The 12,890-nt window shown below is 32.6% G+C and carries 10 protein-coding genes and 1 tRNA gene; 4 read left to right on the top strand and 7 right to left on the bottom strand.

What is annotated here, in order from left to right; translation table 11 throughout:
* Positions 1–6: 6 nt before the first annotated feature.
* Complete coding sequence (locus KFE94_07930) at positions 7–501, bottom strand: hypothetical protein (protein ID UTW68031.1); 495 nt, start codon at positions 499–501, stop codon at positions 7–9.
* Between the two features lie 16 nt (positions 502–517).
* Positions 518–964 carry a ribose 5-phosphate isomerase B gene (gene rpiB, locus KFE94_07925; protein UTW68030.1) on the bottom strand — a complete coding sequence of 149 codons (447 nt, stop codon included), beginning with the start codon at positions 962–964 and terminating at the stop codon, positions 518–520.
* Between the two features lie 475 nt (positions 965–1,439).
* Between rpiB and KFE94_07920 the strand changes: the two genes are divergently transcribed.
* Positions 1,440–2,981 carry a hypothetical protein gene (locus tag KFE94_07920; protein UTW68029.1) on the top strand — a complete coding sequence of 514 codons (1,542 nt, stop codon included), beginning with the start codon at positions 1,440–1,442 and terminating at the stop codon, positions 2,979–2,981.
* 1 nt (position 2,982) lies between these two features.
* Here the strand turns inward: KFE94_07920 and KFE94_07915 are convergent, their stop codons facing one another.
* The 5 genes from KFE94_07915 to KFE94_07895 form a co-directional block, all read right to left on the bottom strand.
* Positions 2,983–3,435 (bottom strand): hypothetical protein, encoded by a 453-nt coding sequence (locus KFE94_07915; protein ID UTW68028.1) that lies wholly within the window; start codon positions 3,433–3,435, stop codon positions 2,983–2,985.
* Positions 3,436–4,094: 659 nt separating this feature from the next.
* A tRNA-Cys gene (locus tag KFE94_07910) sits at positions 4,095–4,166 on the bottom strand.
* A gap of 34 nt (positions 4,167–4,200) precedes the next feature.
* A complete protein-coding gene (gene folB / locus KFE94_07905) occupies positions 4,201–4,563 on the bottom strand; it encodes a dihydroneopterin aldolase (GenBank protein UTW68027.1) in 363 nt (120 codons plus the stop codon).
* Position 4,564: 1 nt separating this feature from the next.
* Entirely contained in the window at positions 4,565–6,088 is a 1,524-nt protein-coding gene (locus KFE94_07900) for a glutamate--tRNA ligase (GenBank protein UTW68026.1), read from the bottom strand.
* A 63-nt stretch (positions 6,089–6,151) separates the two neighbouring features.
* A complete protein-coding gene (locus KFE94_07895) occupies positions 6,152–7,096 on the bottom strand; it encodes a hypothetical protein (GenBank protein UTW68025.1) in 945 nt (314 codons plus the stop codon).
* 85 nt (positions 7,097–7,181) lie between these two features.
* Between KFE94_07895 and KFE94_07890 the strand changes: the two genes are divergently transcribed.
* Genes KFE94_07890 through mnmG form a run of 3 tightly spaced genes read left to right on the top strand, consistent with a single transcriptional unit; the run spans position 7,182 to position 12,810 of the window.
* The gene (locus tag KFE94_07890; protein UTW68024.1) at positions 7,182–10,493 is read left to right on the top strand and encodes a hypothetical protein; all 3,312 of its coding nucleotides are present in this window, start codon (positions 7,182–7,184) and stop codon (positions 10,491–10,493) included.
* Entirely contained in the window at positions 10,493–10,942 is a 450-nt protein-coding gene (ybeY, locus tag KFE94_07885; protein UTW68023.1) for an rRNA maturation RNase YbeY, read from the top strand. Before KFE94_07890 ends, ybeY begins: the two co-directional genes overlap by 1 nt.
* Entirely contained in the window at positions 10,942–12,810 is a 1,869-nt protein-coding gene (gene mnmG, locus KFE94_07880; GenBank protein UTW68022.1) for a tRNA uridine-5-carboxymethylaminomethyl(34) synthesis enzyme MnmG, read from the top strand. Before ybeY ends, mnmG begins: the two co-directional genes overlap by 1 nt.
* Positions 12,811–12,890 lie beyond the last annotated feature (80 nt).

The raw sequence follows: 12,890 nt of genomic DNA, 5'->3' as shown, positions 1-12,890 counted from the left end.
GTTTTCTTATTTAAGCGTGCTTAAATCTAATTTAGAATAAATAGACTTTACCGTATCTTCATCTACCATTCCGCTTATTGTAATATTTAACACGAAACGTTCATCCCAAATAAGAATAAGTGTAGTGCTTTTTGACCCATGATCACCAGCAATATATCCCATTTTACCATCTAGAGTTAAAGTTCGGGCAAAACCTTCATCAGATTCATAACTAATACCCGCTTTTACCATTGCTGCAGAACTAGAAAACATTTCATCCGAATTCAGATAATCCATGATAACAATGTCAATACTATTATCATCTTTAATATAAGATGCTGAAGCGTTTGACATACTCATCCCTTCCATTTTCATCGTGGCACCTTCTTTTTTACCATTCAGAGTATATCCCATTATCTCTTCAGGTAAAATATTCTTTAATTCTGTATAATCAATCAAGGTTTGCGAAAATCCAAAATTGAGTAATAGTAGGCTAATAAGTGTTACTACAACTTTTTTCATATTGATATTATTAAGATTAACTACATGCTACTTTGTTCACCCTATTTTGGTGACGGCCTCCTTCAAACTCCGTATTCAAAAAGATATCTACACACTTCATTGAAACATCTTCGTCTACATATCTTGATGATAAAGCCAATACATTTGCATCATTATGTAAACGAGCCATTTCAGCAAGTTCCACATCCCAACACAAAGCTGATCTAATTCCCTGGTGCTTATTCACAGTTAAATTTACACCATTTCCACTTCCGCATATTACAATACCTAAATCATGATCACCATTTTCAATTGCTGAGGCTAATGGATGCACATAATCCGGATAGTCTACGGACTCCGGACCATCTGTTCCAAAGTCCTTAACTGAATAACCTTTATTAATTAAATCTTTTTTGATTTTATTTTTAAGTTCATAACCTGCATGATCACAACCTATTGCAATATTTTTTTTATCTATTTCCATGCGTTCAAAAGTATAAAAGTTTAATGTTACACTTTATGATTTTACCCATGATAAACACCTATTTCTTCGTGAATGAGTGTATATTAATTAAAAGTTAATAAAACGTGAGTAGGATGTTAATAACGCTGGTAAAGATTGGATAAAAATAATTTGCATTTTAAAATCAAATATTCAATTCGAAAATCAGTTTAATAATAAAAATAATTTGAAGATTTTATTTGGGATAGTTACTAACAACAATTTTGATTTTCATACACAGAGAAAATCAAAAAGTTTTCATGTTAATATTAAATTAACACTATTGTTAACAACCCTATTTTTTTACTCATTTTCAACTTATTTAATATTAAATTCGTGTTCATAACTGATGAAAATAGACTGATAATTTTTTAAAAAAATAATTCGATCAAAATCTATCCACATTATCAACAGGCTAATAATAATAGTAGTTTAGTTTTAAAATTTTAAAAAAAGAATGTATAAATATATAATACTGTTTATAACATCTATTTTGAGTTTCTCTAATTCCTTTTCTCAAAATTCAATTGATCCAAATGGATATAATGTTTTTTATTATCCAAATGGACAGAAATCCTCTGAAGGATATTTTAAAGATGGTAAACCAGAAGGATTCTGGAAAAACTATTATGAAAGCGGAATTTTAAAATCAGAGGGAAATCGAAAATTTCATGAATTAGATAGTATTTGGCTTTTCTATTACGAAAATGGTTTATTAAGAGAAAAGGTTAATTATGAAAACTCTAAAAAAAGTGGAAAATCATTTATTTATTCTGAGGAGGGATTTTTAATCACTCAGTCAACTTATATAAATGATACACTACAAGGAAAGTCATTTGATTATTTTCAGGATTTGGCCAGACCAGAATTTGAAAAGCCTTATAAAGATGGTGTATTAGAAGGTCGAGGATATCAGTATGGAAGAGATGGAAGAATTGTAGCTATTATGACGTATGAGAAGGGCGTGATTAAAAGTAGTCAGGCTATTAATAAGTATAATTCTAAAAATGAGAAAGTTGGTTTATGGATAGAGTATTATGATGATCTACCAGATGACAAAATAAAGAAACTTGAGGGTAGATATAAAAATGGTTTAAAGAATGGCTATTTCAGAGAGTATGATAAAAAAGGAGTACAGCTGAGTACGATCAAATATGTGAATGGACAAGTGGTTGAAAATGCAGCTGAGTTAATGGCAGTAGACCTCGTCAGAGAATTTTATCCTAATGCCAGTGTTAAATGGGAGAAAACCTATTTAGGATCTCAGCCAAATGGTATTTGGAAAAAATATGATACGGGTGGGGTTGTTGTAGAAACTATTATCTATAAAGCCGGAATTAAAATTGGAGAGGGAATTATCGATTCTGCTGGCGTAAAACAAGGTAAGTGGAAGGAATACTATACCGATGGTCAATTACGCGGAGAGGGAGAGTATAAAGATGGCGCAAGAATAGGTCCCTGGAAGTTTTATCATGCAAATGGTAAACTAGAACAAAAAGGTAAATATAGAAAGGGTGGAAAACCACATGGTTTATGGGTGTGGTATTATGAAAATGGTGCGACTAAAAGAGAAGAAACATATATCAACGGTAAGGAAGATGGAGAATTGGTGGAATATGATGAAGAAGGAGAAATCTTAAAACAAGGTGAATATATTGAGGGATTAAAAGAAGGTGAATGGGTTGTGAATACCGGTGATTATATTGAGAAAGGTAATTATGTAGAAGGTATGATGCATGGGCCTTGGCTTGGAACTTATAAAAGTACTGGTAAAAAGGCTTTTGAAGGTGAATATTTGGAAGATGAACCTAATGGAAAGCACACATACTATTATCCTTCGGGAAGGAAAATGTTGGAAGGAAAGTATGAGCTGGGTATGAAAATAGGTGATTGGAAACGATATGATGAAACGGGTCTGATATTACTCACCGTTAGGTATCGAAATGGAAAAGCGGAAAGGTTAAGTGGTAAAAAGATATTAGGTAATGAGGAAGATTGATTTAATCTTCCTTAGAACCAACAAATTTTGGAATAAATATTAAAGCTACTAATGCCGTTGTAATGTGAAATGGTACAGTAAGTAAAGCTAGATTCTCTGGAATATCACCAGCCTCCAGTAATCCTAATTCTATTAATTTTTCGGGAAAAAATTGTACGACTATACTTAATGCAAAAGCTATTACAATTATAGCCAGATATACTTTCGTTCCTTTAGAATAATTCTTTGATGATACTATAAAGTAAAATATTGAGGCTAAAATAGGCGGAAAGAATGATGCTATTGTAAGTGCCATTTCATCTAGACTATGAGGAAAGTCAATTTCTTGTATTAATGGCATGACGAAAAATATAATGTTATTTAATGCCGCTGTAATTAATCCAGCTAAAAAACCACCGATTACATACTTCCAAACGGTAAATGTTTTGGGTTGAAGAATTTCTTCTTGACTCATAATATAAATTTTAATAGATTCGAAAACTCTTGTAAATATATGAATTAGAATCTCTTAAAATTTAATTTACCGTATAATATGGTATTATGAGTGATTTGGTTTTAGATAATTTGTATTATTAAAATTAATGTAAAATATTATTGTATTATCTTAAATTAATTCAAAATTTTATTTAATCCACTTTTGTAATAAACTAACCTTTATTAGATACTTATATCGCATTTGAGTATGATCATAGTCATTTAAGAGTTTGATATCTGTCAGTTGGTTAATTGTAATAATGATGTTCATTTGTAGAGAATTATTACTTTAGAAGCCAAAATAATAATACGAGTAATAATGGGAAAAAATAAGATCATTGGAATAGTAATTTGGCTGATAACTTTAGTAGGACCTATGAAATCATGGATGTTTAATGATTTTGGAACTGGGTTTTACTATCTTCTAATGTTTTTGCTCACCTTAATAGGTGTATCGATAGGAAGTTACTTCTTTTCAAAATCTACCGATAATGAGGTAGCTTGATTTGGTTTATATTGATTGATTGAAGAATGCCTGGCTGGGAAGCTGGGCATTTTTATTTAAACTCAATGGTAATGTTACTTTTTGATTTTTAAACCAATAAAAAACCCCAGCTAAAATTAGCTGAGGTTTTTGGGAGGTCTCGAGCGGATTCGAACCGCTGTACTCGGTTTTGCAGACCGATGCCTAAGCCACTCGGCCACGAGACCCTATGGGCGGCAAATGTAATAAAATAGGACGATATTAATCTATTTCTTTACTATTTAAATATACACTTACAGATTTTACATCTGATTCGATTGGTGCTCTATGTTTTATTACCGTTACTTCGATTTCATCTGCAAAATTGTAAAAGCTTTGAATTGATCTGATTATGCGTAATGCTACAGTTTCTATTAACTTAGACCTAATGGCCATTTCTTTTTTTACCAAATCAGTAATAACCACATAATCTATGGCTTTATTTAGATCGTCCGTAGTGGCTGCTTCAGTAAATGGAGCATGAACACGGACATCAATAGAGAAATCACCTCCCACAAGTGCTTCTTCATCAATACATCCATGAAAAGCACGTACGGAAATCCCTTTAACTTCTACAACTCCCATGTTACTTTATTGTTTCTAAAGCAATGGATATTCTTTGAAGCGTTTCTTCTTTGCCAAGTATTTCGCAGATAGAAAATAGTGATGGACCCATTCCTTTACCGGTCACTGCAAGTCTAAATGCTGGTCCAATTTGTCCAAATCCTATTTCTTTCTTTTTTAAGAATTCGCTAAACACATTTTCAATTTCATCATGTTTGAAATTTGAAATGTGTGTAAAGTCTTCCAGGAGTTCATTAAGTAATTTTGGAGTTTGTTCTTTCCATTTTTTCTTAATGGTCTTTGCATCATAAGAAGTTGGTGAAGTAAAGAAGTATTCACCTTCTGAGATAATATCAATTAAGAAGGTCGCTCTTTCCTTCATTAAACCACATATTTCCTGAATATTTTCTTGAGAATATTCATTTTTAGGTAGTTCATGAACTATCATTTCAGCAATATCCTGATTTGATTTAGATCTTAGATATTGTTGTTGGTACCATAAAGCTTTTTGGGCATCAAATTTAGCACCTGATTTACCCACACGTTCTAATGTAAATGCTTCAACTAATTCAGACAGTGTGAATAATTCTTCATTCGTTCCAGGATTCCATCCTAAGAATGCTAACATGTTAATGAATGCTTCAGGAAAATATCCTCTTTCTCTATAACCACTGGATTGTTCACCGGATTTTTCATCAAGCCAGTTTAGAGGAAATACGGGAAAACCTAAACGATCACCATCTCTCTTACTTAATTTACCGTTTCCATCTGGTTTTAGTATTAACGGCAGGTGTGCTAGTTTTGGCATAGTTTCTTCCCAACCTAAATATCTATATAACAAGACATGTAATGGGGCAGATGGTAACCATTCTTCACCACGGATGACATGAGTAATCTCCATAGTATGATCATCTACGATATTGGCTAGATGATATGTAGGCATGCCATCTGATTTAAATATAACTTTATCGTCTATATTTGAGCTATTTACAGTTACCCAACCTCTAATTTCATCTTCAAATCTTATCTCCTCATTTCTAGGAATTTTGATTCTAATTACATATGGTTCTCCGTTAGCGATTTTCTCATTAACAGCATCCTCAGACAATGTTAATGAGTTTTGCATAGAATTACGTGTAATATGATTGTATTGCCAATTAGGCATCTTAGCTTCTTTAGCTCTATTTCTAACTTCGTCTAATTCTTCTGGAGTATCAAAAGCATAATATGCCGTTCCATTTTTAATCATAAGATCAGCATATTGTTTATACATTGCTTTTCTTTCTGATTGTCTATAAGGACCATATTCACCAGGATTCCATGGAGATTCATCTGGTGAAATTCCACACCAGTCTAAAGATTCCTGAATATACTCCTCAGCTTTATTTACAAATCTGGTTTGATCTGTATCCTCTATTCTTAGAACAAAAGTTCCGTTATTCTTTTTTGCAAATAAGTAATTATATAAAGCGGTTCTAACACCACCAATATGTAATGGTCCAGTTGGACTAGGGGCAAAGCGTACCCTCACATTTTGCGTATTCATACTCAAAAAATTAAGGGCGCGAAGATATTAAATTTTCAAACGAAAATTAGCGAGAATTTGTTTTTAGAAATAAGTTCCTCTACCAGAAGGTCTTCTTCTTCTACTAGATTTTGTGTAAAGTTGCTTCCCAACAATGATTTGAATTGTACCATACCAGTCATTCGAAGTTGGATTACCCCTTACACCTATTCCACTTCCTTGAGAAGAGGAAAGTCTTCTATCAGAAAGTATAGCAGCTATATTACCACTTGCTTTTCTTATACCTTCAGGATCGGAATATGTAGTACTTACATCATCAAAATAATCAGTCATTAACCAATTTGCAGATGCTTCAACACCTATAGTCCAAGAACCTGTTTTTCCTCCACGTTGGGATGGTAAAGCGTATTTAAACCCTACAATTAATGGAAGACCTATAGTGAATCTTGAGTAAGGCGCAGCACCAGCTGATAATTGCCCTTCAGTTCCAAGTGGTTGTAAGTCGTACCAAGTACCTTGATATTCGGCCTGAGGGTTAAAGTACATCAATCTTAATCCAGAAGCTAAATATGCTGAAAATGGTGAAGAACCTCTTCCAAATCTTTCAGGAATAACGTAGACTTCAATAATTGGTGAAAGTGTAATAAATCTAGTTCTAAATGATAAATTTCTACTTGCTCTACCTGTATTTTTTGTTAAACTGTCGGCTCCAGTTGCATTTCCAAAAGATAAATCAAACTTGAAAGTAACCATTTCAGTTAATTTGGTTCTTAATCCAGTGGAAATAACATAAGATGTGGCTTTCATGTTAAGATCACTCAGAGAATGATTTCCAGATTCAACACCACCACCTAAATCACCTAAATAGTTTGTAGCACCAGCACCAAAATAGAATTCATTTTTAAAACGTTTCCAGTACTGAGAGCGTAATTGACTAAATGTAATTGTAGGAATTAGAATCAATAATGCTACGGCTAGCAAATTTTTTAACACCTTTGTTGTTGATATTGATGGGATCTTGGTAATCATATGATTCATTGTTATTAACAAAAATTAATTTGTCAAGCTGCTTTAGTTTAGGTTCAACCGTCTATCAACGATCATAGATGCAAATATGGAGAAATTTCACCAAATAAATGTTGAAAACTTACTTTTTAAGATAGAAAAATTTTATAAAAGGTTTTATATCAATAAGTTATTTAGAGGAATATTTTTCTTTTTTTCTATTGTTTTAAGCTTTTTTCTGCTATTTGATGCTATTTTCTTTTATGGTGATTTATCTGATTTTCTGAGGTTTATTATTTTTTATGGTTTTATCCTTATTGTTTTATCTGGTATTTATTATTGGATTCTGGATCCAATTTTTAGATTATTAAGAATTAATAAAGGTCTTAGTTTAGAAGAAGCATCTAAATATATAGGTGGATATTATTCGGAGATTGGTGATAAGTTATTAAACACCGTACAATTTTATAACCAAAATAGTGAGGATATACTCATGTTGGCTGCATTAAATCAAAACGCTGGTAGTTTCCAGGGCTTTGATTTTGTTTCAGCAGCTCCGCCTGTGACTACTAATAAGAAGATTTTTTACATTTTAATACCAGTGAGTTTTTTTATTGGATTGTTGGTATTTAATTCCAAAGTGATTACGGAAGGTTCTAATCGTTTAATCAACTATGAAGTTAATTATGCGCGAATAGCTCCTTTTGAGTTTAAAATATTGGGTTTTGAAGATCGTGTAATTTCCGGTGATAATGTAGAGGTATTATTGGAATTAAATGGAGATGAATTACCTCAAAGTGTGAATATTGATGTGAATGGTAATGTTTTTAGGATGAATCATTTGTCTGGAAATAGATTTAATTATCATTTGGAAGATATTCATGAAGATACCAGATTAATTTTTCTAGCTGGCAAATATGAGAGTAGATCGTATGATATTATGGTTTTTAAAGATGTTGAAATAACAGGAATAAAGGCTGAAATTATTTTTCCGGATTATATGAAATTACCGAATAAGTTGATAGATCATCCTTCATTGCTTCAAGTACCATATGGATCGAGAGTTCATTGGAACTTAAATTTAAATAATTCAACTAACGCATATTTAGCTATTAATAATGATACGAATCGATTGGATATTTCTAAGAAGTTAGAGACAGAGTTTGTAAAAGAAGTTTTTAGTGATTTTGATTATGATGTTGTATTAAACAATGTATTAAGTGATAATGTAATTGGGTTTAGTGGTGAGGTAAATGTAATCGCGGATAAATATCCAGATATTGTTGTAAAGGAGGTTTACGAAAATGGTATCTATTCATATACGGGAAGTATTGAAGACGATTATGGGTTTAAGGATTTAGTTGTTAAACTTATAATAGGTGATAGCCTGGTCAGGGATCGAATCAATGTTAGGGATGGTGTTTTATTGGATGTGTTTTCTTATCAATTGGATGTGGATCAATATGATGAGTCTATTAAGCTGAGTTTTGAAGTTCGAGATAATGATGTTTTGCATAATTATAAGATGAGAGAATCTGAGTTATTCGATATTAAAATTTTGAATGACAAAGAAAAAAGGAATGAGTTGGATCAGGAGAGAGATGATTTGATTAGCGATATGGATAATCTGGTTAGAGATAAAAGCTTACTGGATCGTGACATGGATAAACTTAGAAAGGATCTACTAGATAAAAAACAGTTGGATTGGGATAGTAAAAAGGAGTTAGAAAGCTTATTGGATAAGAGTACGAAGCATCAAGAGCAACTTAAAGAATTGAGTGAGCGTTTGGAAAAACATAATCATTCATATAAGAATGATAATAATGTTATTGATGAGGAATTATTAGATAAACAAAAGCAATTAAATGATTTGTTTAATAAATTGATGGATGAAGAATCCAAAAAGTTGTTAGATGAATTACAGAAATTATTAGATGAGTTAGATAAGAAGAAGATTCAAGAACATTTGGATAAGATGCAAATGAATAATGAAGAACTTAAAGATGAGTTGGATATGAATTTGGAAATCTTTAAACAGATGGAGTTTGAACAAGAGTTTAGTGAAGTGATGAATGATCTTGAGAAGTTGGCTGAGGAGCAATTGAAATTGGCTGAGGAAACATTGGAAAAAAGTGATGATCCTGACTTATTAGACAAACAAGATAGCTTGAATAAAGAATTTGAAAATATTGAAGAAAGCCTTCGGAAATTAGATTCATTGAATAACGAGTTGGATGATCCTAATGAAATGAATATTGATTCTAATTCTGTTGATGAAATTAGTTCTGATCAGGAAAGTGCTAAAGATAATTTAGAAAAAAGTGAGTTTGAAAAGTCTTCAAATGATCAGAAGAAAGCGGGTAAAAAGATGAAAGAAATGGCTGAGCGTATGCAAATGAATATGCAAATGCAAATGAATTCTCAGCAGGGTGAGGATTTGGAGTCTTTAAGAAAGATACTTGAAAATTTATTGGTATTATCTTTTGATCAGGAAGGTTTGATGATGGAGTTGCGTGCTATTGATCAGAATGACCCTAGGGTGGTGGGTATTAATCAGGATCAAAAGAATATGATTGAAAATTCTAATATGGTTAAAGATTCTTTAATGGCATTAGCTACACGTGTTTATCAATTAAATGAGGTAATAACGGAGGATGTAAGTACAATATCCAGGGAAATGAATTTAAGCGTGAAAGAGTTACAAGAACGGAAGTTTTCTGAAACTTTAATGCACCAGCAAAAATCTCTGACTGCTATCAATAATTTGGCGGTATTACTTGATGAGATAATTCAGCAAATGCAAGAACAACAGAGCCAGCAAAATCAAAGTAATGGTAGTTGTTCTAAACCGGGGCAGGGTAAGCCAAAACCATCTATGAAAAAATCTAAAATGAAGCAGCAAGATTTAGCAAAGAGGATGGAGCAGTTGAAGAAAGAGTTGGAGAAAGGTAACAAACCTGGTCAAAAGAACCCGGGGAAGATGGGTATGGGTATGAGCAAAGAGATTGCAGAAATGGCTGCACAACAAGAGATGATTCGCAGAGAAATACAAAAGATGGCTGATGAGCTAAAGAAAGAAGGAAATATGAGTGGTGCAGGTGAGTTAAAGAAATTGGAAGAATTGCTTGAAAAAAATGAAGAGGATATGATCAATTTTGATTTGGATAATGAATTTTTTATGCGACAAAAGGAGATTGAGATTCGTATGTTAGAGGCTGAGAATGCGAAGAGGAAAAGAGATTTAGATCATAAAAGAGAATCTGAAGAGTCAAGAGATATAGATTATAAAAATGAAGATGAATTGGAGAAATACCAATTGGAGAAGAAATATGAATTGGAATTATTAAGAATATTTAATCCTGGTCTTTCTAACTATTATAAAGGTCAAGTTCAAATATATAACGGTGAAGTGAAATATTAATGAGTATAGAATTTATTGAAAATATTGAAAGTTTAAATATATTCGATTATAGCTGTATTAAAAAATGGTTGGATGAGAGTATTGTGAATGAGGGATTTTCTGTTGGTACTCTTACGTTTGTGATTATGAGTGATGAGGATTTATTAGATTATAACAGGAAGTTTCTTTCTCATGATTACTATACAGATGTGATTACTTTTGATGATTCCAATGGTAAGGAAATTAGTGGTGATGTTTTGATAAGTTGGGATCGTATAAATGATAATGCTAAAACGATGAATGTTGGCTATTTAAATGAATTTTTGAGAGTTGTTATTCATGGTGTGTTGCATTTATGTGGATATAAGGATAAGTTGGAAGAGGATATTAAAATTATGCGTAAAAAAGAGAGTTTTTATCTTGATAGGATAGATGAAGATTCTATTGTTTCACGTGAAACATTTGGGTGATGTTAAAGAGTTATGATGTAATAGTTGTTGGTGCAGGTCATGCAGGTGCTGAGGCAGCGGCAGCTGCTGCAAATCTTGGGGTGTCTGTATTATTAGTGACCATGGATTTATCGCGGATTGGACAAATGTCTTGTAATCCTGCTATGGGTGGTGTAGCAAAAGGACAAATTGTAAGAGAGATTGATGCATTAGGAGGTTATTCGGGATTGGTTTCTGATGCAAGTGCAATTCAGTTTAGAATGTTAAATAGATCGAAGGGTCCTGCAATGTGGAGTCCACGTACACAGAATGATCGTGTTTTGTTTTCTATCGAATGGAGGAAAAGATTAGAGAATCTTGAGAATTTGGATTTTTGGCAGGATACTGTAATGTCTCTAATTGTAAAGAACGGAAGGGTAACTGGTGTTAATACACAGATGGGTGTTCAGATTGAGGGAAGGAAAGTTATTTTGACATCTGGAACTTTTTTAAATGGTGTATTGCATTTGGGAAAGCAACAATTTTCTGGAGGTAGAATGGGAGAAAGATCTTCGTTGGGAATAACCGAGAATTTGATGAATCTTGGTTTTGAAACTGGAAGAATGAAAACTGGTACACCACCAAGAGTAGATGGTAGATCTCTGGATTATTCTAAAATGGAAGAGCAGTTTGGTGATCAGGATGCGTGGAAATTTTCTTATTTGGATTCAAAAATTTTGAGTAAACAGAGATCTTGTTGGATTACATATACAAACGATGATGTGCATAATGAGTTGAGGGTTGGTTTTGATGATTCTCCGATGTATGCGGGTAGAATCAAAGGATTGGGACCGAGATATTGTCCTTCAATAGAAGATAAAATTGATAGATTCGCTGATAAAGATAGACATCAAATCTTTGTTGAACCAGAAGGTTGGGATACTAGTGAAGTATATGTAAATGGTTTTTCGACTTCTCTTCCAAAAGAAGTACAGTTATCAGCTATGAAGCTGATTCCGGGTTTCGAAAAAGCAAAGATCATGAAGCCTGGCTATGCGATAGAATATGACTATTTTCCACCAACTCAGTTAAAGAACACATTGGAAACTAAGGTTATAGATTCTTTATATTTTGCTGGGCAGATTAACGGAACTACTGGATATGAAGAGGCAGCTGGTCAAGGTTTAATTGCGGGGGTGAATGCCGCATTGAGTGTAAAGGGAAATGATCCGTTTATTTTGTCCCGTGATGAAGCTTATATTGGAGTGTTAATTGATGATTTGATAACAAAGGGAACCGAGGAACCATATAGAATGTTTACTTCTAGAGCGGAACATAGAATATTATTGAGACAGGATAATGCTGATATAAGATTAACTCAAAAGTCTTTTGATATTGGTTTAGCGGATGAAAGAAGATTAAATAAACTTGAAGAAAAGTTGTCCAAAACGGATGCTCTGGTAAAGCATTTAAAAGAGTTTAGCGCTGTTCCTAATACGATAAATAGTAGTTTAGAAAAACTTGGAACTACCCCAATTAGGCAAAAGGTTAAAATGGTCAGTGTGTTATCCCGACCTCAGGTTGGTATTATGGATTTACAAGAGTTTTCTCCTGAATTGTCAAAGCTGAGTAATGGTGTACCAGATGAAAGAGAGTTATTAGAGCAAATAGAAATTTCTGTAAAATATTCTGGTTATATTGAAAGAGAAAAGAAACTTGCTGATAGATTAAAAAATTTGGATCATATAAAGTTGAAGCATGATCTGGATTATTATCAATTAAAATCACTTTCTTTTGAGGCAAGAGAAAAATTGAGTAAAATCAAACCAACGAATTTGGGACAAGCTTCCAGGGTAAGTGGAGTTTCACCTGCAGATATTTCTGTTATTCTAGTTCATTTGGGTAGATAGTTTCACGTGAAACACAGATTTTTTAATTTAAACTTGAAATAAGGCTTATTTTGAATAGTAATGTTAGAATATGATACTAG

Source organism: bacterium SCSIO 12643, from assembly GCA_024398135.1.
Taxonomy (GTDB): Bacteria; Bacteroidota; Bacteroidia; order Flavobacteriales_G; family Salibacteraceae; genus CAJXZP01.
Note: the sequence above shows the minus strand (reverse complement) of the source record. Positions and strands in the feature narration are given on the sequence as shown.